General features: G+C 64.8%; 25 protein-coding genes and 1 riboswitch. Of the genes, 9 read left to right on the top strand and 16 right to left on the bottom strand.

Annotation, left to right across the window (positions count from 1 at the left end):
• Positions 1 to 13: 13 nt before the first annotated feature.
• The 5 genes from PCK14_RS11475 to PCK14_RS11495 form a co-directional block, all read right to left on the bottom strand.
• Positions 14 to 1,162 (bottom strand): Gfo/Idh/MocA family protein, encoded by a 1,149-nt coding sequence (locus tag PCK14_RS11475; RefSeq protein WP_269938624.1) that lies wholly within the window; start codon positions 1,160 to 1,162, stop codon positions 14 to 16.
• Positions 1,159 to 1,947 carry a ThuA domain-containing protein gene (locus PCK14_RS11480; RefSeq protein WP_269938625.1) on the bottom strand — a complete coding sequence of 263 codons (789 nt, stop codon included), beginning with the start codon at positions 1,945 to 1,947 and terminating at the stop codon, positions 1,159 to 1,161. The genes PCK14_RS11475 and PCK14_RS11480 overlap by 4 nt, the downstream gene beginning before the upstream one ends.
• A gap of 52 nt (positions 1,948 to 1,999) precedes the next feature.
• Entirely contained in the window at positions 2,000 to 2,860 is an 861-nt protein-coding gene (locus PCK14_RS11485) for a carbohydrate ABC transporter permease (protein WP_442864705.1), read from the bottom strand.
• A 9-nt stretch (positions 2,861 to 2,869) separates the two neighbouring features.
• The gene (locus tag PCK14_RS11490) at positions 2,870 to 3,838 is read right to left on the bottom strand and encodes a carbohydrate ABC transporter permease (protein WP_269938626.1); all 969 of its coding nucleotides are present in this window, start codon (positions 3,836 to 3,838) and stop codon (positions 2,870 to 2,872) included.
• Positions 3,839 to 3,902: 64 nt separating this feature from the next.
• Positions 3,903 to 5,132 carry a sugar ABC transporter substrate-binding protein gene (locus PCK14_RS11495; protein ID WP_269938627.1) on the bottom strand — a complete coding sequence of 410 codons (1,230 nt, stop codon included), beginning with the start codon at positions 5,130 to 5,132 and terminating at the stop codon, positions 3,903 to 3,905.
• 261 nt (positions 5,133 to 5,393) lie between these two features.
• Between PCK14_RS11495 and PCK14_RS11500 the strand changes: the two genes are divergently transcribed.
• Positions 5,394 to 6,410, top strand: a complete 1,017-nt coding sequence (locus PCK14_RS11500) for a LacI family DNA-binding transcriptional regulator (protein ID WP_269938696.1) — start codon at positions 5,394 to 5,396, stop codon at positions 6,408 to 6,410.
• A 10-nt stretch (positions 6,411 to 6,420) separates the two neighbouring features.
• Here the strand turns inward: PCK14_RS11500 and PCK14_RS11505 are convergent, their stop codons facing one another.
• Complete coding sequence (locus PCK14_RS11505; protein ID WP_269938628.1) at positions 6,421 to 6,936, bottom strand: MarR family winged helix-turn-helix transcriptional regulator; 516 nt, start codon at positions 6,934 to 6,936, stop codon at positions 6,421 to 6,423.
• Positions 6,937 to 7,077: 141 nt separating this feature from the next.
• Here PCK14_RS11505 and PCK14_RS11510 point away from each other — a divergent pair, with 141 nt between their 5' ends.
• The 4 genes from PCK14_RS11510 (at position 7,078) to PCK14_RS11525 (ending at position 11,485) form a co-directional block, all read left to right on the top strand.
• Positions 7,078 to 8,136: an LLM class flavin-dependent oxidoreductase gene (locus PCK14_RS11510; protein WP_269938629.1), complete on the top strand. Its 1,059-nt coding sequence runs from the start codon at positions 7,078 to 7,080 to the stop codon at positions 8,134 to 8,136.
• Positions 8,133 to 8,801 (top strand): NADPH-dependent F420 reductase, encoded by a 669-nt coding sequence (locus PCK14_RS11515; RefSeq protein ID WP_269938630.1) that lies wholly within the window; start codon positions 8,133 to 8,135, stop codon positions 8,799 to 8,801. Before PCK14_RS11510 ends, PCK14_RS11515 begins: the two co-directional genes overlap by 4 nt.
• Before the next feature lie 127 nt (positions 8,802 to 8,928).
• Positions 8,929 to 9,047: riboswitch (SAM riboswitch) on the bottom strand.
• 238 nt (positions 9,048 to 9,285) lie between these two features.
• A complete protein-coding gene (locus PCK14_RS11520) occupies positions 9,286 to 10,923 on the top strand; it encodes an ABC-F family ATP-binding cassette domain-containing protein (protein ID WP_269938631.1) in 1,638 nt (545 codons plus the stop codon).
• Between the two features lie 100 nt (positions 10,924 to 11,023).
• Positions 11,024 to 11,485 carry a hypothetical protein gene (locus tag PCK14_RS11525; protein WP_269938632.1) on the top strand — a complete coding sequence of 154 codons (462 nt, stop codon included), beginning with the start codon at positions 11,024 to 11,026 and terminating at the stop codon, positions 11,483 to 11,485.
• A gap of 14 nt (positions 11,486 to 11,499) precedes the next feature.
• On the opposite strand, the gene PCK14_RS11530 is transcribed toward PCK14_RS11525, so the two are convergent.
• The 6 genes from PCK14_RS11530 to PCK14_RS11555 all read right to left on the bottom strand — a co-directional run bounded on the left by PCK14_RS11530 (position 11,500) and on the right by PCK14_RS11555 (position 17,818).
• Positions 11,500 to 12,753, bottom strand: a complete 1,254-nt coding sequence (locus tag PCK14_RS11530; protein WP_269938633.1) for an alpha-L-fucosidase — start codon at positions 12,751 to 12,753, stop codon at positions 11,500 to 11,502.
• A 132-nt stretch (positions 12,754 to 12,885) separates the two neighbouring features.
• Positions 12,886 to 13,959, bottom strand: a complete 1,074-nt coding sequence (gene ccsB / locus PCK14_RS11535; protein WP_269938634.1) for a c-type cytochrome biogenesis protein CcsB — start codon at positions 13,957 to 13,959, stop codon at positions 12,886 to 12,888.
• A complete protein-coding gene (gene resB / locus PCK14_RS11540) occupies positions 13,959 to 15,680 on the bottom strand; it encodes a cytochrome c biogenesis protein ResB (protein ID WP_442864706.1) in 1,722 nt (573 codons plus the stop codon). Before resB ends, ccsB begins: the two co-directional genes overlap by 1 nt.
• Entirely contained in the window at positions 15,680 to 16,435 is a 756-nt protein-coding gene (locus PCK14_RS11545) for a cytochrome c biogenesis CcdA family protein (protein ID WP_269938635.1), read from the bottom strand. The genes resB and PCK14_RS11545 overlap by 1 nt, the downstream gene beginning before the upstream one ends.
• A gap of 16 nt (positions 16,436 to 16,451) precedes the next feature.
• Entirely contained in the window at positions 16,452 to 17,039 is a 588-nt protein-coding gene (locus PCK14_RS11550) for a TlpA family protein disulfide reductase (protein ID WP_269938698.1), read from the bottom strand.
• Positions 17,040 to 17,155: 116 nt separating this feature from the next.
• Positions 17,156 to 17,818 (bottom strand): histidine phosphatase family protein, encoded by a 663-nt coding sequence (locus tag PCK14_RS11555; protein ID WP_269938636.1) that lies wholly within the window; start codon positions 17,816 to 17,818, stop codon positions 17,156 to 17,158.
• Between the two features lie 164 nt (positions 17,819 to 17,982).
• On the opposite strand from PCK14_RS11555, the gene PCK14_RS11560 reads away from it, so the two are divergent.
• The 3 genes from PCK14_RS11560 (at position 17,983) to PCK14_RS11570 (ending at position 20,215) form a co-directional block, all read left to right on the top strand.
• Complete coding sequence (locus PCK14_RS11560) at positions 17,983 to 18,540, top strand: YceI family protein (RefSeq protein WP_269938637.1); 558 nt, start codon at positions 17,983 to 17,985, stop codon at positions 18,538 to 18,540.
• A gap of 132 nt (positions 18,541 to 18,672) precedes the next feature.
• Positions 18,673 to 19,356 (top strand): hypothetical protein, encoded by a 684-nt coding sequence (locus PCK14_RS11565; RefSeq protein ID WP_269938638.1) that lies wholly within the window; start codon positions 18,673 to 18,675, stop codon positions 19,354 to 19,356.
• Positions 19,357 to 19,513: 157 nt separating this feature from the next.
• Positions 19,514 to 20,215 carry a hypothetical protein gene (locus tag PCK14_RS11570; protein WP_269938639.1) on the top strand — a complete coding sequence of 234 codons (702 nt, stop codon included), beginning with the start codon at positions 19,514 to 19,516 and terminating at the stop codon, positions 20,213 to 20,215.
• A gap of 21 nt (positions 20,216 to 20,236) precedes the next feature.
• Here the strand turns inward: PCK14_RS11570 and PCK14_RS11575 are convergent, their stop codons facing one another.
• Together PCK14_RS11575 and PCK14_RS11580 are read right to left on the bottom strand one after the other, a co-directional pair.
• A complete protein-coding gene (locus PCK14_RS11575) occupies positions 20,237 to 20,941 on the bottom strand; it encodes a redox-sensing transcriptional repressor Rex (RefSeq protein WP_269938640.1) in 705 nt (234 codons plus the stop codon).
• Positions 20,942 to 21,016: 75 nt separating this feature from the next.
• On the bottom strand, positions 21,017 to 21,346 hold the full coding sequence (locus tag PCK14_RS11580) for a glutaredoxin family protein (RefSeq protein ID WP_269938641.1): 330 nt from the start codon (positions 21,344 to 21,346) through the stop codon (positions 21,017 to 21,019).
• A gap of 130 nt (positions 21,347 to 21,476) precedes the next feature.
• Here PCK14_RS11580 and PCK14_RS11585 point away from each other — a divergent pair, with 130 nt between their 5' ends.
• Entirely contained in the window at positions 21,477 to 22,289 is an 813-nt protein-coding gene (locus PCK14_RS11585; protein WP_269938642.1) for an HAD family hydrolase, read from the top strand.
• Positions 22,290 to 22,392: 103 nt separating this feature from the next.
• Here the strand turns inward: PCK14_RS11585 and PCK14_RS11590 are convergent, their stop codons facing one another.
• Positions 22,393 to 22,491, bottom strand: coding sequence for a 30S ribosomal protein bS22 (locus PCK14_RS11590; protein ID WP_074712200.1), 99 nt, complete (start codon positions 22,489 to 22,491; stop codon positions 22,393 to 22,395).
• A gap of 114 nt (positions 22,492 to 22,605) precedes the next feature.
• The gene (locus PCK14_RS11595; protein WP_269938643.1) at positions 22,606 to 22,842 is read right to left on the bottom strand and encodes a helix-turn-helix domain-containing protein; all 237 of its coding nucleotides are present in this window, start codon (positions 22,840 to 22,842) and stop codon (positions 22,606 to 22,608) included.
• Positions 22,843 to 22,976: the final 134 nt, after the last annotated feature.

Consider the following 22,976-nt stretch of genomic DNA (forward strand, 5'->3'; position numbering starts at 1 on the left):
GGGCTGCAGGCCGCTAGCTGCTGAGCGCCCTGGACCTTGCGCCGGAGCCGGACAGCCGCGCCTGGGGCGATCCCCAAGCCGCCAACGCGGCCTTCACGTCCGCGTTTCGCTCGGACTCCAGTGCCTGCGTGTAGGCGGCTGCGATGACGTCGTCAATGCGCACCCGCTGGCCGGTCTCGGCGGACTGGACGGCGGCCTCAACCATGGCGAGTGAGTGGACATTGGAGTGAATCTCACCGTTGGGCAAGTTACCGGTGCGCACCGCAGACACAAATTCCGCAAGTGACCCGGCAATCTGCTCCGGGGCATCGAGGGACGCCGGAATTTCCAGCGCGGCACCCTCCACGCCCTCGGCGGTCGGTGCGTTGTCACCGTCCCACAGCGCAGTCCCCCTCGCACCATTCACACGCCAGCTGCCATTCCACGAGGTTTCCTTGCCGTCGGCACACCACGAGCCCGAGTACACGTAGCGGAGCCCGCCAGCGAACTCAAAGATGGCGGTAGCAGCGGCGTCGGCCTTGAACCAGCTCCAACTCGGGTTGAGCTCCTCGCAATACACGCTGACGGGTTCCTGCCCCGTCAGGTGCCGCACGGCGTCGAACGGGTGGATCGCCATGTCCAGCAGCAGCACATGGTCCATCTCCTCACGGAAGCCACCAAAGTGTGGGGCCTTGAAGAACTCCGTGGTGATGACGCCGATGTCGCCCAGTTCCCCGGCCACCGCCTTCAGCTGCGTGAGCGAGTTGAAGTAGCGGCGTGACTGGCTGATCATCAGCAGCTGCCCGCTCACCTCCGCACTCGCTGCGAGGGAGAGTGCCTGCGCCACGGTGGGTGCCGCAGGCTTCTCACACAGCACCGGCAGCCCTGCAAACATGGCTTCAACGTTGACCGGATGGTGGGCCACGGGAACCGTGACGTTGACGACGGCGTGTGCCCCCGTTGCCGCGGCAACCTCGCTGACGCTGGTGCCGACAACCACGTCCTGCAGTCCGCGGGACTCGAGTGCTGCCTGGGCAGCGTCGGTGTTCAGGTCGACCAGGCCCACGAGTTGCACGTCGGGGTTGGCGGCGATCGTGTCAAGCCATGCCTGCCCCATGCCCCCGGCCCCGACCTGCACCAGGCGCAGCGGCCCGGCGGTCTCAAATGCGGTAAATGTGCTCAATTCTCCATGGCTCCCTGGTAGCTGCGGCCGTTGTAAAAGTCTTCCGTTTCATAGCGCAACAGCACCGGATCGGCGCGCTCCGGGCGGACTGTCTTGGCCCATTCAACGCCATTGGAAATGACTTTGCGGATCTCCTTCTGGTGGTAGACGGGGTAGTCCTGATCGCCCGGGCTGAAGAAGAAGATTTTGCCGAATCCGCGCCTGTACGTCATTCCGCTGCGGAACACCTCGCCTCCCGTGAAGGTGGAGAGGAAAATGAGCTCGTCGGGGGCGGGTACGTCGAAGAACTCGCCATACATTTCCTGGGCCGGAATGATGAACGGGTGCGGCACACCCTGGGCGATGGGGTGGCTGGGGTTTACCGTCCACACCAATTCCCGGTCCTGCTCCGAACGCCAGCGAAGCGTGCAGGAGGTGCCCATCAATTTGCCAAAGATCTTGGACCAGTGACCTGAGTGCAACACCAGCAGGCCCATGCCGGCCAGGACGTGCCGGTGCACCCTCTCAACAACTTCGTCGGATACCTCCGCGTGGGCTGCGTGTCCCCACCAGAGAAGCACATCGGTATCGGCAAGAACTTCCTCGCTCAACCCGTGTTCCGGGTCATCGAGTGTGGCGGTTGTGACGCTGACGCCGGCGCCAAGGTTCTCCTCGATGCCTTCCTTGATGGTGGTGTGCATGCCCTGGGGGTAGATGTCCCTGACTTTTTGTTCAACTTGTTCGTGCCGGTTTTCGCCCCAGACAACTACTTTGATGGGGGTCTGGGGGCTGGCAAATTCTGGCATGGTGATCACTTTCTTGTCAGTGTGGCTAGCAAAGGAGAAATGGTTGTTTGGGCTACTTGACGGCCCCACCGGTGGCGCCGGCTGCAATGTACTTCTGTGCAACCACCAGCAGCACAATGGCCGGCAGTGACGACAACACGGCAGTGGCCATGACTGCGCCCCAGTTGGAGACCTGGGTGCCAAGGTATTGGTAGATTCCCAGCGTCACTGGCCGGACCTCATCCGTTGTGGTCAGCGTCAGGGCAAAGAGGAAGTCGCTCCAGGCAAAGAGGAAAGCGAAGAGCCCTGCCGTGATAAGCGCATTCTTGGCGATGGGCATGGCGATGGAAACAAAGGCCCGCAGCTGTCCTGCCCCATCCACGCGCGCCGCCTCAATGATCGACGCCGGAATGCTCATCATCGATGCGCGCATGATCAAGATGGCGAACGGAATGGCATGGCTGGCATCGGCCAGGACAAGGCCGGGGATGGAGTTGAGCAGGCCCAGGTTGTTGTAGGCGGCGTACAGGGCGTTGGCAATGACAACACCCGGGATCATTTGGGCAATCAGGATGGCCAGCAGCGCCCAACTAATCCAACGGAATTTGAATTGGGCCAGGGCGTAGGCCGCCGGCGCCGCTATGGCGAGCGTGACAACCACTGTGCCGAGGGCAATGACAAGACTTGTCAGCAGGTTCTTGCCCTGATCGGCGATGGCTTTCTCGTAGCCGGCGAAGCTGGGATTCCACGGGAAGAAGTCTGCCGAGAGCGTGTTGCCGGAGGGTTGCAGCGAGGCGTTGACCATCCAATAAATGGGGAACAACATGATAGCCAGGAACAGGATTCCCAGGACTGTGGAGGTCCGTGTCTTAACTGTTCGACGGCGCAAAGCACTTGCGTGGACGCCGGCTGGGTTCAGGGTTGGAGCAGTCATGACGATCTCCTACTCATCGACGGCGCGGCGATTGGCCCGCAGGTAGATGACGGCGAATACAAGGGAAATGATGATCAGGATGTTGGAGAATGCTGCACCCACCCCGAACTCAAAATTGACGAAGGATTCCTGGTATGACCGCACGGCAATGGTCTGGGTGGAGTTGGCCGGGCCGCCGTTGGTCAGGCCCAGGATGATGTCCAAAACCTTGATGGTGTAGACGACGCCGAGAATCAGGACGACGCTGACAACGGGGCGAAGGTTGGGCCAGGTGATGTGGCGAAACGCCTTCCATCCCGTGGCGCCGTCGAGCTGTCCGGCCTCATAGAGTTCCGCGGGGATGTCCTGGAGCCCGCCATACAGCAACGTGACGTTGAAGGGGATGCCCACCCAAATGTTGACAAGGATGACGGCTATCAGCGCCACATCCGGGCTTGTCAGCCACGGAATGGCGGGAATGCCCACGGTGCCCAGGAACTGATTCAGAATGCCCGAATCCTGGTCAAGGATGGAACGCCACGTTGCGCTGGCAACGATGAGCGGCAGCAGCCACGGGAGCAACAGCATGGCCCGCAAGAAGCGGCTCAGCGGAAACTTCCGGTTGAAGAAACATGCCAGCGCGAGGCCAATGGCGAACTGGCCGACAATGGACGCCACAGTGAACAGTGCCGTGTTGAGCAGCGCCGGGCCAAACAAGTTGGAGGTGATGACGGTGACGTAGTTCTGGAACCCCACCCAGGGGGCCTCGCCGGTGAAGAAGGTCTTCGTTGTGTAGTCCTGCATGCTCATGACCAGGTTCTTGACTACTGGGTAGCCAAAATACAGGAGCATGTAGATGCCTGCGGGAACCACAAAGAGAATCTTGGCAATGTTTTCGCGGGCCCAAAAGCTCTGCCTCGGCCTTGGCGCCGGTGCCTCGGCCCTGCTGGCGGACAGCGTTCTGGACACGGCGGGTGTGTCTGTTGAAAGGGAAGTCATGGTGGCTCCTCTGCCGGTTCCAAAGCCCTGGGGCCGTGGAACCGGCGTCGAAATGGTGGCGGCGTTAGCCCTTGGCAGCCTGGGTGAAGGCATCATCCACTGATGCCTTGCCCGTCAGGACCAGCTGGATGGCCGTGTAAATGGTGGTTGCTGCCTTGGGCCATTCGGTGCCAAGGTTTCCCGTGCGCGAGCGGGCGTTGGCAATCTGCTCGGTGAAGGAGGCCATGTCAGGCATCTTGGCAATGTATTCCTTGGCCAGTTCGGGCTTGGTGGGAACCGTGTAGCGCTGGGTGCCGAGCGCGATCTGGGTGTCCCCCTTGGTGAAGCAGCTGATGAATTCGGCAGCCTTGGCCTGTTTGGCCTTGTTTCCCGTTTGCGGAACGGTCCATACTTCCCCACCCAGGGGTGCCGTGGGCGTCTGGCCTGCCTTGTTGACGGGTACCTGAACGGAGCCCCATTCGAGGGAGGGGTCTTCGTTGAGGGCGGGAATCTGCCAAGGGCCGTTGATCATCATGGCGGCCTTGCCGGCCATGAACTGGTCCTTGACGTCGCCCTGGCCCCAGTTGATGACACCCTTGGAGGTGGCGCCGCTGTCCACCAGGTCCTTGTAGAGCTGCAGTGCTTCCTTGTTCGCTGTGGAGTTCAGCTCGGTTTCGCTGCCGCCGTTGGTCCACATGAACGGCAGGAACTGCCATGCCCCCTCATAGGTGGCGATGCCGGAGAAGGCCAGGCCGTACTGGCTTCCCTTGGTCAATGCTGAGGCGGTGCTCTTGAGCTCATCCCATGTTGTTGGGGGCTTCAGGCCGGCCGCGGCCAGCAGCTTTTTGTTGTAAAACAGGCCCAGCGTGTTGGCTGTGGGAGCCAGGCCGTACACTTCACCTTCGTAGGTTCCGGCGTCGAGCATGCCTTGGGCGAATCCTGAGGTGTCCACGTTGAAGTCACTGAGCGGGGCAAGTCCACCGGTGGCCGCAATTTCCTGCAGGTCCGGATTGTCCAGCATCAAAATGTCGGGCAGGGTCTTGGAGGAGGACTTTTGGAGAACCTTTTGAATGAGGTCCTTGCCGGGAACCGCTTCGCGCTCGATGGTGACTCCAATGTCCGCGGCGCAGTTCTCGATCTCTTTCTTGATGGCCAGGTTGTCCGGCTCATTGTTGTAGTAGTCCATCAGGGTCAAGGTCGAGGCGTCGCCACCGCTGCCGGCGCCCGCACCTCCGCCGCAGGCAGTCAGGACGAAGGGGACCAGGGCTGCCATGGCCAAGGCCTTTGTCAATCGTTTCTTGTTGTGGTTCTTCACGTTGGCTCCTTTGCTCGTTGTGGTGTTACTACGTTGCGCAGCTGTTGGCTCAACGCACAGAAAAGATGTTGTGACCCGTGCTCCGCGGGGTGGCATAGGAAAAAGTAAAGCGCTTTACTTTTCCTGTGAGATAGATCATGCCGGGGCAATGGGGCGCCTGTCAAGCACATTTTAAAGCGCTTTACTTTTTGCCTGGCATGCGTCAGTATGTGTGTGAGCCAGCCGGCTGGCTTTGTATGAGGGAGGAACCGCTTGGCAACCATGCAGGACGTGGCCAACTTGGCAAACGTGTCTTTGGCGACGGTTTCTTTCACCATCAACAACTCAAAGCCCGTGTCCCCCAAAACGCGCGCCAAGGTGGAAGCGGCCATGAAGGATCTTGGCTACCGCCGCAATGCCGTAGGCAGCGCCCTGGCCCGCGGCCGGACCAATGTGGTGGCCTTGCTCTATCCGGCACTCCAGCACCGGTTCTCGGTAACATCCATGCAATTCTTCACAAGCGCCGCCGATCAGGCCCGCCTGCGCGGCTACACACTCGTGCTGTGGCCCATGAGCAACGAGGCCGAGGCCGTCTCCGAGCTAACGTCGTCGGGCTTGGTGGACGGTGCCGTGCTGATGGAGGTGCAACTTGACGACCCCCGGGTCCCGGAGCTGACCGGCAGCAACGTCCCCTTTGCCCTGATAGGCCGGACCCGCGACACCTCGGGAATCCCCTTTGTCGACGTCGACTTTGAACACACAGTGGAAAACGCCATTGACCGCCTCACGGAACTTGGGCACACCAATTTCATGCTGATCGACGGCGGTACCGGCAACCAGTTGCTGGGCGGCTACGGACCCATAGCGCGGACCCGAACCACTTTCGGGGAAGTGACGGCTCAGCGGGGATTGACGGGGGTCATGGTCAGCGGCGCGGCGTCATCCGAAGGTGGCCGAGCATTGGCGCGGGAATTCATCGAATCCTACCCCCAGACCACGGCCGTTTTGCTGTTGAACGAGGATGCCGGACCGGGATTTGTGGCTGGTCTGCAACGCGGCGGCCTCCGCCTGCCCCAGGACGTTTCCGTCATCTCGATCGCCTCGTCCCTGGACACGGCAAGCATGGCCGAACCTGAACTGACAACACTCGCCTCACCGGCCGATGAGCTGGGCCGCCTGGGCGTGGACGCCTTGATTGAACGGATTGAGCAGCAGGACGCCCCGCTGCCCCAACGCCTGGTCAAGTGCAGCTTCCATCCCGGCTCCACACTGGGCCCGGCTCGCTCACTAGGCGACTGACGGCCAGCAGCTACTTCCCCGTGCCCAGCATTTCCTCGACGGCTGCGCAGGCGCCAAGATCATGGTCGGTGACGTCCGGGGTTTCACAGGCAATGCGGCGCAGCAGGGACCGGAACACCGCACGCTCCTCAGCTTCAAGCGCCCCCAGCACAGCCTCTTCAGCTGTGGCCACGCTGCGCTGCAGCTCGGCCAGCATGGCCAGTCCCGTCTCCGTGGCAACCACCATGCGGGCGCGGCGGTCGGCCGGGTTCAGCTGGCGTTCAACAAGGTTGGCCTTGACGAAGTCATCCACCAGGTACGTCATGACGGTCCTGTCGATGCCCAGGTGCTGGGCCAGGGCCAGCTGGTTGGGCTGTTCGCCGCTGGCCACCGCAACAAGGACCTGGTAGCCGCGGGCGCCATGCGGGAACTCCCCCATGGCAGCCGTGGAGGCATTTTGGTAGTTGCGCACCAGGACGCCAAGGGTCCAGCCAAAGTCTTCCCGGGGATTGGCGTGCTGTTGTGTGGCCATTGCAGTGTTGCTCATGCCACCCATCATAACGGACTTCTGCGCTTTACAACAGATCATATTTGAGTAAGATGATCTGTAGAACAACACATAATGGGGCTGACGAACAGGCCGGACCATCATGGCAGCAGCAGGCAAGCAGACCACAAGGAGCACTTCATGGAACTCGGCGTTTACAGCTTTGGGGACGTCCACCAGAACCCCGTCACTGGTGCAACCGTCAGCAGCGAGCAGCGCATGGCGGACCTCCTGGAGCGCGCCCGGCTGGCCGACGAGGTGGGCCTTGACTACTTTGGCATCGGCGAGCACCACCGTGCCGACTTCGCCGTCTCGGCCACGGTTCCAGTGCTTGCCGCGGCTGCCGCACAGACCAGGAACATCAAGGTCGGCTCGGCCGTGACAGTGCTCAGCACCGAGGACCCCGTCCGCGTCTACCAGCAGTTCGCCACGATTGACCTGCTCTCCGGCGGCCGCGCCGAGCTCACTGCCGGGCGCGGCTCCTTCATCGAGTCCTACCCCCTCTTCGGCGCCGACCTGAACGACTACGAGGCCCTCTACGAGGAAAAGATTGCCCTGCTGCTGGCACTGAACGAGGCCGGCCGCAAGGAGGAATCCATCACCTGGAGCGGCAAGTTCCGCCCGGCATTGGATGACGCCACCATCTACCCGCGTCCCGTGGGCAACGACCTGGACATCTGGATTGCCACGGGCGGCACCCCCGGCTCCACCGTCCGGGCCGCACGTCTGGGCACCAATGTCATCTACGCACTTCTGGGCGGCGCAGTGAGCAGCTTTGCCCGCCACGCACAGCTGTTCCGTGCCGAGGCGGAGCAGGCCGGGCACAGCGCCAAGGCACTCAAGGTGGGGGTCAGCGCCGTCGGACTTGTCGCCAAGAGCGGCGCCGAGGACACCTTCTACCCGTACTGGCGCCACCTCATGGACGGCATTTCCCGCGAACGCGGCTTCTCGGCCCCGAACCGGATCAGCTTTGACATGCAGACCGCACCCAAGGGCGGCATCTACGCCGGGACCCCTGAGCAGGTGGCCGAGAAGATCCTGCTTACCCGTGAACACATGGGCCACGACCGCCACATCCTGCAGATGGACCTGGCCTCCGTGCCGCAGAAGGATGTCCTGAAGTCAATCGAGCTTCTCGGCACCGAGGTCAAGCCACTCATCGACGCCGAACTGGGCAGCACAAAGGAGAACAAGGCATGAGCACCACAACCATTGGCATCCTGGGCGCAGGCAAGGTGGGGACCGGCGTGGCCCGCCAGGCCCTCAAGGCCGGCTACCGCGTGCTGATCGCAGCGTCCGGGGACCCCAAGGACATTTCCCTGATCATCTCCGTCATGGCGCCGGGCGCGGAGGCCGTCACGGCCGCCGAGGCCATGGCCGCGGCGGACCTGGTGGTCTTGTCAGTGCCGCTGCACAAATTCCGCACCCTGGACCCGACCGCCCTGTCCGGCAAGCTGGTCCTGGACACCATGAACTACTGGCGCGACACCAACGGCGACATGCCGGAGCTGGATGAGGCCCCGTCAAGCTCGGAAATGGTGCTCGCGCACATCCCGGGCGCGCGCCTGGCCAAGTCGCTGAACCACATCGGCTACCACGAGCTGGAGCTGGACTCCCGCCCCGCCGGCGCCCCGGACCGGCGTGCGCTGGCGGTGGCCAGCGACCATGACGACACCCGCGCCCTGGTACTGGAGTTCGTGGAGCGCCTGGGCTTTGACGCGGTCGACGCCGGATCCCTCGCCAGGGGCGCGGCGTTCGAGCCCGGCACCCCCATCTTCACCGGCAGCTATGACGAGGCCGGCCTGCAGGCAGAGTTGCTGGCCCACGCCGCCGGCGCGGAAATGGACCTCACGCCCGCGCGCTGACGTGCCTTGTTGCCGGACACGGCACATGCGGCCCAAGGGTTGCCGGCTTCGCTGACTTGTTGCCTGGCATCACCTTGGGCCGTACGCGCTTTCCGTGCTTGTTGTGGCGTGCGGGCGCTGCAGCATCCCGCCATACTTACGCCCCGGCGGGTGCCGGCGGCGTCGAATCGTCACCTGGGGCACCCCACTATGGTTGCGAGGGTTGCCGCCCGACCGGCCAGGGCCGCATGGTCGGGACTCATGATTCTGCTCACCAGTCTGGCTCGCCGCAGGTCTTGCCGCCAAGCCTTCCGTCATGTGCGGCAACATTCCCCATGGCCGCTGCGTTCGAGCCGGACGCGGGGTTGCCTGCCAGCGCGTACATCCCCGCTTTGCGCGTATGCAGGGACATGCGCGCAAAGCGGGGACATGCGCGGCGGCTCCCGCGAGTGAGATGCACGCCGCCCGGTCCCCCGGCCCGCCCGCAGCAACTTAAGATGGACTAATGAGCGCAACACTTGTGGCCAAGGACCTTTCCGGCGGCCACGCCCACCGCACCCTTTTCAGCAACCTCTCCTTTACGGTGGCACCCGGCGACGTTATTGGCGTGGTCGGGGCCAACGGCGCCGGCAAGTCAACCCTTTTGGGCCTGCTGGCGGGAGCTGCTACCCCGCAGGGCGGCACCGTCAGCACGGCACCCCAGGACGCCTTTGTGGGCTGGCTGCCGCAGGAGCACGAACGCCTCGAGGGCGAAACCGTGGCCGACTACATTGGCCGCCGCACGGGTGCCACCGCAGCCACAGAAGCCATGGAGTCCTCCGCGGAGGCCCTGGGATCCGGCAATTCGGCGGACGATGACCGTTATGCTGCGGCCCTGGACCACTGGCTCGCCTGTGGCGCCGCCGACCTGGACGACCGCATCCCGTCAACCCTGGCCGAACTGGGCCTGGACGTTGGCCCCGATGCCCGGATGACCGGCCTGTCCGGCGGGCAGGCCGCCCGGGTGGCGCTGGCTGCGCTCCTGCTGAGCCGCTTCGACATCGTGCTGCTCGACGAACCCACCAACGACCTCGACCTGGCCGGCCTGGCCCGGCTCGAGGAGTTCGTCAAGGGCCTGCGCGGCGGCGTGGTCCTGGTCTCGCACGACCGCGAGTTCCTGGCCCGCACCATCACCTCCGTGGTTGAGCTGGATCTCGCGCAGAACAAGGTGGCCGTGTACGACGGCGGCTACGACTCCTTCCTCGAGGAGCGCGCCATTGCCAAGCGCCACGCCCGCGAGGCCTACGACGAGTTCGCCGACAAGAAGGCCGACCTCGTGGGGCGCGCCCGCACGCAGCGTGAATGGAGCTCGCAGGGAGTCCGCAACGCCATGAAGAAGGCCCCCGACAACGACAAGATCCGCCGCAAGGCAAGCTCCGAGTCCTCCGAAAAGCAGGCCCAGAAGGTGCGGCAGATGGAGTCCCGGATCGCACGCCTGGAGGAAGTCGAAGAACCCCGCAAGGAATGGGCACTGCAGTTCAGCATCGGCGCCGCGCCGCGCTCCAGCACAGTGGTGTCCACCCTGAACGCCGCGGTGGTGCGCCAGGGCAGCTTCACCCTGGGCCCGGTGTCCGCACAGGTCAACGCCGGCGAGCGGATCGGCATCACGGGCCCCAACGGCGCCGGAAAGTCCACCCTTTTGAAGCTGCTGCTGGGCCGCATTTCCCCCGACGACGGCGTCGCCTCCTTGGGCGCAAACGTCGCCATCGGCGAGATTGACCAGGCCCGCAGCCAGTTCCCTGAAGGGACCCCGCTGGGCGACGGCTTCGAGACGCTGGTGCCGGAAATGAACCAGGCCGAGGTGCGTACATTGCTGGCCAAGTTCGGGCTGAAGGCGGACCAGGTGACCAGCCCCGTGGGTGCCCTGTCCCCCGGTGAGCGAACCCGCGCGTCGCTGGCGCTGCTGCAGGCACGCGGCGTCAACGTCCTGGTGCTGGACGAGCCCACCAACCACCTGGACCTGCCCGCCATTGAGCAACTTGAAGAGGCGCTTGAAAGCTATGAAGGCACGCTGCTGCTGGTCACGCATGACCGCCGGCTGCTGGAAAACGTCACCCTGGACACCATGTGGGCCGTGGACAACGGGCAGCTAAAGGAACTCTAGGCCGCCCGGCCGGGGACGCAAGGCGCAAAAGTGGCCGTTGACAAGCGGCACCGGCAGGCGCATTCTAAAAACATAGACAACGTTTTTAGATGGAGGAGTCATGGCATCGCATTCAATCCCCGCCCCGCCCACCGGATGGACCTCCCACGCACTGGCCCGGGCCAAGGCCGAGCCCGCCTATGGGGCGTTCCTGCTCCTGTGGATCGGCTTCATCGCCATCCCGCTCATCATGGGCATGGACAAGTTCTTCAACGTCCTCACCAACTGGGAGGGCTACCTGGCCCCCTGGATCGCGAACCTCTCACCGCTGACCGCACAGGGGACCATGATGGCGATCGGCGTCGTGGAGGTCATTGCGGCCGTCTCCATGGCCCTGCGCCCACGCTACGCCGCCTACGTGGTGGCCCTGTGGCTGGCAGGCATCATCGTCAACCTGCTCAGCTATCCGGGGTTCTACGACGTGGCGCTGCGGGACTTTGGCCTCATGGTGGCCGCGGTGGCCCTGGCCCTGCTGGCACGGACATACACCAGGCCGGGCCTCCGCAAGGGCGGCATGAAGTAGCCCCGCCGCAGCTGTCAGTCGGGAGCCTCCGTCGGGGCCAGGTACTTGATCTCGGGGACGGTCTCCACGCCCGCCAGGTACGCCGTGACGGAGGCCAGTTCCGGCTCCTCACCCTCGAGCTGGATCACAAGCTCACGGGCGGTGGCGGCCTTGAAGGCATGGATGCGCTGCGAGCCCACGGTGCCGGCATCCACCAGCAGCTCGCCGGCTTCTGCGAAGATGCGGTGGCCGGCAATCCGCTGGCCATTCTCCAGTACTTCCTCAAGCCGGAGGTGGTCGAAGGTGACCGGCGCGGCGAAGCTGGCCACCCATTTCCCGCCACCCAGCGCCCGAAGCGAGGCAGGCAGCGGAGCCGCGAAACGGCGTCGTACTTCGGCTGAGAATTCCGCCACCCGCTTCACGTCCTCCTCGGGGATGAGCCCGCGCGTATCAGGCGGCAGGTTCAGCAAAAGGTTCGCCCCAAGGCCAATGGACCGGTAGTAAATGGCCAGCAGGTGGTCCAGCTCCTTGGGGGCGTCGTCCGGGTGCCAGAACCAGCCGCGGCGGATGGAGACGTCACACTCGGGCGGAAGGTACAGGGCCTCGGTGAGCGCGGCGGAGTGGACCGTGTAGTTGGAAAACTCCGTCTCGGTGACCACGTAGCGGACGGGATCGGCGGCCAGGCCGTCCTCGTTGCCCACCCAGCGGATGGTGGGCGCGCCCATGTTGAACACCATGGCGCGCGGCTGCAGCTCCGCAATCAGTGCGCTGATCCGGTCCCAGGCGTATTCGCGGCCCTGCGAGCCGGCTCCGTCAAACCACAGCTCAGCCAGCTCGCCGTAGTTGCTGCAGAGCTCGCGCAGCTGGGCCAGGTAAAACTCGTCGTACGCGTCCGCGTCCGGGTAGCTGGGCGCGTTCCGGTCCCAGGGCGACAGGTACAGTCCCAGCTTGATGCCGTGCTTGCGGCAGGCCGCTGCCACCTCGGCAACAACGTCCCCGTTCCCTCCGCGCCAGGGTGAGGAGGCCACGGAGTAGTCGGTGGTGGCGGTGGGCCAGAGGCAAAAACCGTCGTGGTGCTTGGCCGTCAGGACCACGTACTTGGCTCCCATGGAGGCCGCCGTCTGGACCCACTGTTCGGCGTCGAGCTCCGTGGGGTTGAAGGAGGCGGCGGGAAGCGTGCCGTCGCTCCATTCCTTGCCGTGGAAGGTGTTCAGGCCAAAGTGGAAGAACACGCCCAGGCCGTCGCGCTGCCAGGCGAGCTGTTCCGGGGTGGGGATCACAGAGTGCATGGCACCAGCCTTTCACACGCTGGCGTGCTGATCCGCGTACAACTCGGGCCGGGTTGTCCGCATAACAGTGCTATGCGTACAACCCGGCCCGAGTTTGGCGCAGGTCAGAACAGGCAGGGCGCCCGAAGGTGACTAGCTGCCCACACCGGCATAGGAGTGCAGGCCGGAGAAGTACTGGTTCACAATGGTGAAGTTGAAGACCACGCACAGGTAGCCCACGATCGACAGCCAGGCGGCACGCGTCCCGGTCCAGCCCTTGGTGGCGCGGGCGTGCAGGTAGCCGGCGTAGACCACCCAGATCACGAAGGTCCAGACTTCCTTGGTGTCCCAGCCCCAGAAGCGGCCCCACGCCTTTTCGGCCCAGATGGAACCGAACATCAGCGTCAGCGTCCAGCCAACAAAGGCGATGCCGTTGATGCGGTAGGACAGGTTTTCCAGGCTCAGCGCGTTCGGAACCAGGCGCATGACGGGCGCCTTGTCCTTCTTGCCCATCGCAATGGCCGCCTCACGCTTGGACTGGAACAGCTGCAGCACCGACATGGCAAAAGTGAGCGTGAAGAACGCCGAGGACAGCACGGCAATGGAGACGTGAATGATGAGCCAGTAGCTCTGCAGCGCCGGCACCAGGTGGCCCACGGGGGTCCAGAAGCTGATGGATGCGGCAACGATCATGACCAGCACCAGGCCGATGACGAACGTGCCCAGGAAGCGCAGGTCACGGCGGGTGAGCACCAGCAGGAACACCAAGGCCACGGCGAAGGAGCCGGTGGTGCAGAATTCGTACATGTTGCCCCACGGCACACGCCCGGCGGCCAGGCCGCGGAACAGCACGGCAAAGCCCTGCACGACGGCGGCCACAACTGTCAGGGCCACGGCCACCCGGGCCACGACGCGGCGTTCCTTGCCGTAGCGCATGGAGTCCCCGGCGGTCACGCCGTCGGATCCGCTGTGCGTCTTGGAGCTGGGGCGGATGCCGCGGTCCTGCGGGCCGGCACCGAGGTCCTGGCCTGCCGCGCCACGTGCGCCAGCCCCGACCAGGGCGGCTTCGCTTGGAGCCGTTGTGGCTCCGGCAAGGCCCTTCTTGACTGCCTGGCTAAAGGTCACCAGGTCCCAGACGTAGGCACATAGCGCCACCGCGTAGGCCATCCCGGCCACGAGCATGAGCTGCTCGCTGAGCATGGCAAAGCCTTCATTGATCTCTGGCATTACTGGTCCTTACTTGCCGCGGTGGCGCTTTGTGCGGAGTCGTCGTTGGTTGTTCCTTGTTCCCCATTTTGCCCTGCAGCCTCCATCGGCACCAGCCATTTTTCGTGGAGGGCCTTGTTGATGGCGGCGTATTCGCCGGCCAGGCGGTGGTCCTCACCGCGGGCCAGCAGGCCGAACTCGACCATGGTGCGGCCGTCGGGGTGGTTGCCTGTGCGGATCCAGACCCTGCGGCGGTTCAGGAACAGCGAGGCAATGAGCCCGGCCAGGGCCAGCACGGCGAAGACCAGCACGTAGACCTGGCCCGGGTCGTGCCGGATGTCCAGGGCCGCGAAGCGCTTGATCCCGTCGAAGCTGATGCTTCCGTTGCCGTCGGGCAGCGTGTAGCTCTTCCCGGGTGCCAGCACAATGCCGCCGGCGTCCACGTTGCGGGAGTTGATCTCCGTCATCTTGGACGTGTCCAGCGTGTAGACGTTGCGGGGCACGCCACTGTCCAGGCCAAGGTCGCCCGTGTAGGCGTTGAGGTTCAGCTGCGGGTTGAACGGGTCGGGGTCGGAGCCGAAGGCCACACCCTTGTCGTCGTACAGCGCGGTGGGCAGGAAGAAGCCCACAAAGCCGAGCTGCTTGGGCTTGGCGTCGGGAACCTTGATGACCATGAGCGAGGTGTACGCACCGTCGGTGGGGATGGTGATGACAGGACCCTGGAAGGCAATGTTCCCCTCGCCGTCCTTGACCGTGACGATGGGTGCGTAACCGTTGCCCACCAGGTACACGTTGGTGCCGCCCACGGCCACGGGCTCATTGACCTTCAGGGTCTTGGTCTCCGATTCGGCATCCGGGCCGTCCTTGACGGTCAGGGTGGCATTGAAGTCCAGCGGCTGGCCGTAGTGGGCCTCCGTGGAGCGGTCGTACTTGACCACCAGGCGGTCAAGCTGCAGCGAATAGGGGCTCAACTTCTCGTCCGCGAAGTTGGTTCCGGGGGTGAACGTGTCATAGCTGGAGAGCGTGTTGACGAACGTTTCGCCTTCCACCAGCACGCGCTGGCCGCTGTAGCCGAACAGGCCGCTGAAGGCCACGGCCGCCAGCACACCGATCATGGCGGTGTGGAAAACCAGGTTTCCCACTTCCTTCAGGAAGCCAATTTCGGCACCCACGGAGGGCCGGTCGGTGTCCAGGTCCCGGATGTCCACCCGGTACCGGCGTGACTTCAGGATGGCTGCGGCGTCCTTGACGGCCGTTTCGGCGTCGATGCCGCTGCCGGCGGGGATTTCCACCGTGCCGTATTCGGCCAGCCGGGACAGGCGCTTGGGGGTGCGCGGAGGGGCCGAGCGCATGGCCTTCCAGTGGATCTTTGCACGTGGCAGCACGCAGCCCACGAGGGAGGTGAACAGCAGCAGGTAGATGGCGGCAAACCACGGCGAGGAGTAGACGTCGAAGAGCTTGAACCAGTCCATGATGGGGCCCGAGGTGGGGTTGTCCTTGAGGTACTGGGTGACTTCCGCCGGGGCCGAGGGGCGCTGCGGGAAGAGCGATCCGGGAACTGCGGCCACGGCCAGCATGAGCAGCAGGAACAGCGCCGTGCGCATGCTGGTCAACTGCCGCCAGGCCCACCGGACCATGCCGAGGAAACCGAGCTGCGGCAGCGCTACGTCTCCCCCGCCGCCCTTGGGCGCCTTGCCCTTCGGGGCCCCGGTCTTGGGTTCTTCCACTGCTGTCTCTTTCATTAGATTGGCAATCTCACTTCATTGGCAAACCAAAATTGCAACTGGTTGATCCAGGTTCCCCACAGCCCGGTGACCATGAGCAGGCCCAGCACAATCAGCATGCCGCCGCCAAAGTACTGCAGCCCGCGGCGGTGCTTGCGGAAGAACGCCAGTGCACCCAGACCCTTGCGCGCACCGAGCGCGATGAGCAGGAACGGCAAGCCCAGGCCCAGGCAGTAAATAAACGTCAGGAAGGCGCCCTTGGCCGCGTTGGGCCCGTCCGAGAACGCCAGCATCTGCACGGCACTGAAAGTGGGGCCGATGCACGGCGCCCAGCCCAGTCCAAAGGTTACGCCCAGGATGGGGGCACCCCACAGCCCGGCCGGAGGCTTGGCGTGGATCTTGGCTTCGCCCTGGAACCAGCTCAAGCCACCCAGGAACACCACACCCATCAGGACCACCACGATGCCGAGCACCTGGGTGACCCAGGCGGCGTCGGGCCCCATGAGCCATGCGCCGAGCTGGCCGAACACGGCGCCAATGAGCATGAAGACCACGGAGAAGCCCAGGACAAACAGGCCAATGCCGGCAAACATGCGTCCGCGGCGCTGGTCCTGCAGGTCGGCGCCGCTGAGCCCGCTCACATAGCCCAGGTAGCCGGGGACCAGGGGCAGCACGCACGGGGAAAGGAAGGAGACCAGCCCGGCCAGCAGGGCAACGGGCATGGCCAGCAGCATGGAGCCGCTGAGCACTGTCTCGGCGAAGGGATTGTTCATGGAGGTGGTGCGGCCGCTAGTTTTCCGCCAGGGCGGAGGTGATGAGGGCCTTCAGCGTGCCCTTTTCGGCGACGCCGAGGATGCGGGCGCTGACGCGACCCTTCTTGTCCAGGACCAGCGTTGTGGGCACGGCCGCGGGCGGCACGTACTGGGTCATGGCCAGCAGCACGCCGCCGTCCTTGTCCACAATGCTGGGGTAGCCCAGGCCGAAGTTGCGCTCGAAGGCCTCGGCCGTGGCTTTCTCGTCACGCACGTTCACACCCAGGAACTCCACGCCCTGCGGCTTGAAGTCGGTGAACAGGGCCTGCATATCGGGGGCTTCCACGCGGCAGGGCGCGCAGGCGGCGTACCAGAAGTTCAGCACGGTGACCTGGCCGGCGAACTTGGTCGAGTCCACGGCCGAGCCGTCAAAGAGGGCCGCCTTGAACTGCACGGGGTCCTTGCGGTCCGCCACACCGTACTCCGTCACGGAGCCGTCGCCGGCAATGTAGTTCTTGTTGTCGCCCGCGCTGGCCTGCTTTGCGAGCGGGTCATTGCTGGTGCACGCGGCCAGGGCCACTGCCAGCACGGCGCCGCCGGCGGCAAGGAGCGATCTGCGGCTCATCGAGGAAGTCACGACGCAAGTCTTTCGTCTCATGGGGCCCACCCCGGCAATCGCAGGGATGGCATTTTGTTCTACGCTACGTCGAATAGCTGATTGTCAGCTGTGTGCCGCCGGTCTCAGGCGCCCGGCGTGGTTGCCGCTCCGGGCAGCAGCACGGCCGCCGGCTCGCTGTACGTCACGTCCACAATGTCATCGCCGTCGAACGTCAGGGACGTCAGGGAGGCGAGTGTACATTCTCGGTTGCGGGGGTCGTGCCACAGGCGCTTGCCCTCGGCACTGCGCCGGGTGGCCCAGATGGGCAACTGGTGGCTGACCATGATGGCCTGTGCGCCGTCGCCGCCAATCTCAAACGCACGACGGCGGGCATCGCGTGCCGCTTCCAGCATGCGTTCGGCCTGGGCCGCGTAGGCCTCACCCCAGGAGGGGCGGAAGGGGTTCACGAAGTAGGGCCAGTGCTTGGGCTTGCGCAGCTCTGCCTTGCTCATGACCAGACCCTCGAAGTGGTTCTCGGCCTCAATGATGCGCGGGTCGGTCACGATGTCCAGGCCCAACGCCTCGGCCGTGGGCTGCGCAGTTTCCTGGGCCCGCGTGAGCGGTGAGGCAACGAGGTAGACCGGTGCGCCGCCGTCGTTCTTCAGGGCGGCGAAGTGCTCGGCAACCATCACCGCCATGGCGCGGCCGCGCTCGGAAAGGTGGAACTCGGGGAGCCGGCCGTAGAGCACGCCGTCGGGGTTGAAGACCTCGCCGTGGCGCAGAAGATGAACAGTTTCTCGGGACATGCCTCCCAGTTTCTCAAACAAGGCGAACAAGGGGTTAATCCGGGCCCGGGAAAGTTTTTTGGAATCCCGGGAATAGATAGATGCAAACGCATGGTTATGCAGCATGAAGGATCGCCGACCGGCCGGTCCTCCCGCATTGCAAGATCATTTTCGAGGAGAACCACATGTCAGCAACAACCATTGAATCCACCGGCCTGGCCCAGGGCACCTGGAACCTTGACGCATCACACAGCACCGTGGGCTTCACCGTCCGCCACGCAGGCATCTCCAAGGTCCGCGGCCAGTTCACCGCCATTGAGGGCACCCTGAACCTCGGCGAGACCCTGGCCGATTCCTCCGTGACCGCCACCATCCAGGCCGCCAGCTTCAGCTCGGGCGACGAGAACCGCGACGGCCACGTCCGCAGCGCCGACTTCTTCGACGTGGAAACCTTCCCCACCCTGACCTTCGCATCCTCCGCCGTCAGCGGCGACGAGGAAGACTTTGAACTGACTGGCGAGCTGACCATCCGCGGCATCTCCAAGACCGTCACCTTCAAGGGCGAATTCAACGGCGTGGCAGTCGATCCCTTCGGTGCGACCCGCGCAGGCTTCGAGGCCAAGACCGTGATCAGCCGCAAGGAGTTCGGCCTGACCTGGAACGCAGCCCTGGAAGCAGGCGGCGTGCTGGTGTCCGACAAGGTCACCATCACCTTGGATGTTGCCTTCGTCAAGGCCGCCTAACCTTCACCCCATGGCTGGCCCCCAGTGGCCCGCCGAAAAATGCCGGCCCGCGCTTAAATGCTGCGGGCCGGCATTTTTTGCGCGGTTGGACGGTTCTATGCAAGCGTTCCCGGCACCGCTAGGGTTTTGACCATGAGCAACCAGCAGCCGTACCCCGGGCCCGAACAGCCTGAGCAGCCCGCCGGAAACCAGCCACCGCCCGGCTACGGGGCACCGCCCCCGGCCGGACAGCCGGGAGCCGCCGCCCCTCCGCCCGGATATCAGGCGCCGCCGCCGGGATACCAGGCACCGCCGCAGTACCAGGCTCCCGGCTATCAGGCACCGGGGCAGCAACCTCCTCCCCCGCCTGCCGGCGACTTCAAGTTTGAAATGCCCCAGGACATGCCCCGCTCCATGAACGAGGTCATGCCCGTTGGCGGTTTCTCCGGAATCTTCAAGACCGCCGGACTGCCGCAGCTGCTGAAGATTTCCTACATCATCTGGCTGGTCACGGCCGCCCTTGGCATCCTGTTCAACATCCTTGGCCTACTGGGTTCCCTGGTGTTCCTGGGCCTGGGCTCCGGATCGGCCGCACGGGGCTTTGTCAGCTCGCTCATCAGCCTGGCCGTGATGGTGGCCGTTGTCATTTGCGCCATGAAGCTCAAGGAGGGCATGCAATGGGCCCGGCTGGCGTTGTCGGCCATGGTGGTGGTGAGCCTTGTCCTTGTCCCCCTCGGCGCCAGCGGCACCGGCCTGTTGGGCATTGTGGCGGCCGTGCTCATGTGGTTGCCGGAGTCCTCGGCCTGGCTCAAGTCGCGGGCCGTGGGCGGCCGCTAGTTCCCGCCACGGTGCACCCCCGCGGGGCGGGTGGTTGCAGCAGGGGAGGTCGCGTAGGGTTTAAGCAACACCCGGCGCGGCCATTCCCATTCCCTGGCCACCTGAGCGCACCAGCCCGGTTCGCCGGGGACGCAACAGAAGTGAAAGAGCAGCTGCCATGAGCACCCCCGGTGAAGAACCCCAAGAGCGTCCCACTCCCCTCCCGGGGAGCTACGGCGAGATTGCCCCAGGCGTCCCGCGGTACGGCCAGTACGCCCCTGCCGGATGGGAACCGCCTCAGGACGTCAAGGACGCGCAGAACGCAAGCCGCCCGCCGCAGAACATTCCGCCGGCAGTCTCCTACCCGGGCTTTGGCGGCACACAGGCGGGGACACCATCCGGCCCGCTGCCGCACCTGGCCCCGCCCAGCCAGGTCAGCACGGCCGTCCGGCTGATCACTTTGGCCGGCATCATGCAGGCGTTGTCGGTGGTTGCCCTGATGGTGGTGCTGCTTGTGCCGGCGGCCAAGGCAGCCGTCCTTCAGGTGCTGTTGGATGCCATGGCCGGCACGCCCGGCGTGGAAGAGCTGTATTCGGACCCCACAGTGGTCAACACGGTCTTGTTCCTTGCCTTGGTGCTCAGCCTTGCCATGGCCGTCACCTACTTTTGGCTGGCCCGGGAAATCCGCCGCGGAAGCGGCTGGGCAAGGACCACTGCCCTGGTGCTGGGCGGGCTGTCCCTGGTTTTCCTGGCGCAGGCAAACCCGCTTGTCATCGTGCAGGTGGCGCTGGGCCTGGTGGGCGTGTTCCTGCTCTACCGCACGCCCGCCAAGGAATTTTTCCTTGAGCACAAGGGCCGCAGGGAAGCACTCAAGCGCTGACGCGTTCCCGCCCTGGGCAGCCTAGGCGCCGGGGCGGTCCGCATCCAGCCCCGGATCCTGCAGGCGCTGGGCGTGGTAGGCCAGGATCTGCAGTTCCGTGGCCATGTCCACCTTGCGCAGGTTCACATGTTCCGGGACGCTCAGGGCCACGGGGGCAAAGCTGAGGATGCTGTGCACGCCGGCAGCCACCACACGGTCGCAGATCCCCTGCGCCACGGCCGCCGGCAGTGCCAGCACCACCATGTTGGCGCGGGTCGATGCGAGCACGGGCTCCAGGTTCGCCACGTCGCTGACGCGCAGCCAGCCGATCTCCGTGCCAATGACCATCTGGTCCGCGTCGAGCAGGGCCGCAACGTGGAAGCCGCGGGATTCAAAGCCGGCGTAGCGCGCCAGGGCGCGGCCCAGGTTTCCGGCGCCGACAATGGCAACGCGCCATTCGTGTGTCAGGCCCAGTGCCTGGGCAATGCGGCTGCTGAGGTTGGCGACGTCGTAGCCCACCCCTCGGGTGCCATAGGAACCGAGGTGGGAGAGGTCCTTGCGGACGTTGGCGGACCCCACGCCGGCAGACTCGGCCAACGCCTCCGATGAGACGCTTTCGGCCCCTTCGGCAAGCAGGGTGTTCAAGGTTCGCAGGTACAGCGTCAGCCTGGACACCGTGGCAGGCGGGAGCTCACGGGCCGGTTCGGCCGGGCGCTCCTGCGGGTTCTGCGCTGGGATCAAGACCACTCTCCACATTCTCAGGCGGGCCGGGCGCGGTTGCTGGACGGGTGCCTGCAACGCCTGCCGTGGCCTTCAACAACTCTAGGACGTGGCCCCGCCAGAGCCAAAAGCGGGAGGCTGGGTTGCGCCCGTGGCCCGGGCCAGGATGGTGTGCAGCCGCACGGGGTCGATCTGCCAGAAGTCCCGCGGCACGCCGTCGACCAGGACCACAGGGATTTCCTCCCCGTAGCGGGCCGTGAGGCCGGCGTCGGCCTCGATGTCCACCTCGCGCCAGGGCAGGCCCAGCCCGCCGGCCACCCCTGCCACCACGGTGCGTGCGTCCTCGCACAGGTGGCAGCCGGACCTCGTGAGCAATTCCACCAGCGGAACAGCGGAGGCGGGCGGGGCGGGGCTTGTTGCGGGATTCTCCATGCCAACAACGGTACCCAACCCCGGCGCAGCGGTCACAGCGCGGCGCCGGAAATGAAAGTTTCACCACAGTTAACCGAAACAGGCCGGTGGCGGTGGGGCCCACCGGGGCAGGATTGACTAGACTCGTTCCATGCCCGACGTGACCCCCAACAGTGCCGAGGCCTCCTCGACTGCTGTGCAGCACCAGGGCGAGGCAGCCTTCTTCGACGTGGACAACACCATGATGCAGGGTGCCAGCCTGTTCCATGTTGCCCGCAAGATGTACCAAAAACGCGCCTTCACGCTCCGTGACGCCGCCGGTTTCGCCTGGAAGCAGGCCAAGTTCATCATGCGCGGGGAGAACATGGACGACGTCCATTCCGTGCAGGACTCCGCACAGAAACTGGCCGCCGGCATCAGCTCCGACTTTGTCCGCCAGCTGGGCGAAGAGGTCTATGACGAGATGATCGTCTCGAAGATCTGGCCCGGCACCAAGGCCCTGGCGCAGGAACACCTGAAGTCCGGCCGCCAGGTGTGGCTCGTGACGGCAACCCCCGTGGAGGTGGCCGGCGTCATTGCCGAACGGCTGAACCTCACGGGCGCGCTGGGCACCGTGGCGGAGGTTGAGGACGGCCTTTACACGGGCCGGATCGTCGGTGACATCCTGCACGGCCCGGCCAAGGGCCGCGCCGTCACCGCCCTGGCCGAGCGCGAGAGCCTGGACCTGGCCCGCTGCTGGGCCTACAGCGACTCCTTCAATGACATTCCCCTGCTGACCGCCGTGGGCAACCCCGTGGCCATCAACCCGGACGCCAAGCTGCGCCGGCACGCCCGGGAGAACAACTGGCCCATCTACGACTTCCGCTCCGGCCGCCGCGCCGCCACGCTGGGCCTGAAGGCAGCCACCGGCGTGGGCGTTGTCTACGGCCTGTGGAAGGGCATCTCGATGGTCCGCAAGCGCTGAGCTGCGCCGGGCACCCGAGACGGCAGCCGCCGTCGTGCCTGGAATGCAAAAAACACCCGCCCACTGCAGGGGTGAACGAGTGTTTTGCGCTATGAAAGAAGATTTACTTCTTGTTGCGACGCTGGTGACGCGTCTTGCGCAGCTGCTTGCGGTGCTTCTTCTTGGACATCCGCTTGCGGCGCTTCTTAACTACTGAACCCATGAAAGTTCCTCACAAACTGCATAGAACAACCTCGATTGAGGCCGTAAACGATTAGGTCGACCGATCTCAGGAATCGGTCAAAGCCGAAAATGGATCTTTCCTAGGGTACCGCCTTTACCCTGTATGCGCCGAACCGGGGGTTCCATGCGTCCCTGTGCCATCCACCACTGCCGATTGCAGGTAGTGTTCGACGGCGTTGGCCGGGACCCGGTAGGAGCGCCCGAAGCGCACGGCGGGCAGCTCGCCGGCGTGCACCATGCGGTACACGGTCATTTTTGAGACGCGCATGAGGCCGGCCACCTCTTGAACCGTCAAGAAGTTCACATTGGAGAAATCCTGCTCCTGCGCCATGGCTGCCCTCGGTATTCATTTTCGGTGGATCCAAATTCGGCTGGCGGATGCGGCCCCTTCCGCCCCTCGTGTCCAACTCTAGGGGCAGAAGGTGCCAGTGTGAAAGATGTTCTTTCAAATGGCCGCCAGCGGAA

This window comes from Arthrobacter sp. HY1533 (genome assembly GCF_027568515.1).
In the GTDB taxonomy this organism is placed as follows: domain Bacteria; phylum Actinomycetota; class Actinomycetes; order Actinomycetales; family Micrococcaceae; genus Specibacter.

Excerpts from the sequence above, each read along its gene's own strand:
- PCK14_RS11565 (WP_269938638.1), top strand. The coding sequence starts at position 18,673 with ATGAGCAACCAGCAGCCGTACCCCGGGCCCGAACAGCCTGAGCAGCCC.
- PCK14_RS11590 (WP_074712200.1), bottom strand. The coding sequence starts at position 22,491 with ATGGGTTCAGTAGTTAAGAAGCGCCGCAAGCGGATGTCCAAGAAGAAG.
- PCK14_RS11500 (WP_269938696.1), top strand. The coding sequence starts at position 5,394 with ATGCAGGACGTGGCCAACTTGGCAAACGTGTCTTTGGCGACGGTTTCT.
- PCK14_RS11505 (WP_269938628.1), bottom strand. The coding sequence starts at position 6,936 with ATGAGCAACACTGCAATGGCCACACAACAGCACGCCAATCCCCGGGAA.
- PCK14_RS11490 (WP_269938626.1), bottom strand. The coding sequence starts at position 3,838 with ATGACTTCCCTTTCAACAGACACACCCGCCGTGTCCAGAACGCTGTCC.
- PCK14_RS11525 (WP_269938632.1), top strand. The coding sequence starts at position 11,024 with ATGGCATCGCATTCAATCCCCGCCCCGCCCACCGGATGGACCTCCCAC.
- resB (WP_442864706.1), bottom strand. The coding sequence starts at position 15,680 with ATGAAAGAGACAGCAGTGGAAGAACCCAAGACCGGGGCCCCGAAGGGC.
- PCK14_RS11520 (WP_269938631.1), top strand. The coding sequence starts at position 9,286 with ATGAGCGCAACACTTGTGGCCAAGGACCTTTCCGGCGGCCACGCCCAC.
- PCK14_RS11545 (WP_269938635.1), bottom strand. The coding sequence starts at position 16,435 with ATGAACAATCCCTTCGCCGAGACAGTGCTCAGCGGCTCCATGCTGCTG.
- PCK14_RS11560 (WP_269938637.1), top strand. The coding sequence starts at position 17,983 with ATGTCAGCAACAACCATTGAATCCACCGGCCTGGCCCAGGGCACCTGG.
- PCK14_RS11550 (WP_269938698.1), bottom strand. The coding sequence starts at position 17,039 with ATGAGCCGCAGATCGCTCCTTGCCGCCGGCGGCGCCGTGCTGGCAGTG.
- PCK14_RS11595 (WP_269938643.1), bottom strand. The coding sequence starts at position 22,842 with ATGGCGCAGGAGCAGGATTTCTCCAATGTGAACTTCTTGACGGTTCAA.
- PCK14_RS11530 (WP_269938633.1), bottom strand. The coding sequence starts at position 12,753 with ATGCACTCTGTGATCCCCACCCCGGAACAGCTCGCCTGGCAGCGCGAC.
- PCK14_RS11510 (WP_269938629.1), top strand. The coding sequence starts at position 7,078 with ATGGAACTCGGCGTTTACAGCTTTGGGGACGTCCACCAGAACCCCGTC.
- PCK14_RS11485 (WP_442864705.1), bottom strand. The coding sequence starts at position 2,860 with ATGACTGCTCCAACCCTGAACCCAGCCGGCGTCCACGCAAGTGCTTTG.
- PCK14_RS11570 (WP_269938639.1), top strand. The coding sequence starts at position 19,514 with ATGAGCACCCCCGGTGAAGAACCCCAAGAGCGTCCCACTCCCCTCCCG.
- ccsB (WP_269938634.1), bottom strand. The coding sequence starts at position 13,959 with ATGCCAGAGATCAATGAAGGCTTTGCCATGCTCAGCGAGCAGCTCATG.
- PCK14_RS11480 (WP_269938625.1), bottom strand. The coding sequence starts at position 1,947 with ATGCCAGAATTTGCCAGCCCCCAGACCCCCATCAAAGTAGTTGTCTGG.
- PCK14_RS11555 (WP_269938636.1), bottom strand. The coding sequence starts at position 17,818 with ATGTCCCGAGAAACTGTTCATCTTCTGCGCCACGGCGAGGTCTTCAAC.
- PCK14_RS11515 (WP_269938630.1), top strand. The coding sequence starts at position 8,133 with ATGAGCACCACAACCATTGGCATCCTGGGCGCAGGCAAGGTGGGGACC.
- PCK14_RS11580 (WP_269938641.1), bottom strand. The coding sequence starts at position 21,346 with ATGGAGAATCCCGCAACAAGCCCCGCCCCGCCCGCCTCCGCTGTTCCG.
- PCK14_RS11585 (WP_269938642.1), top strand. The coding sequence starts at position 21,477 with ATGCCCGACGTGACCCCCAACAGTGCCGAGGCCTCCTCGACTGCTGTG.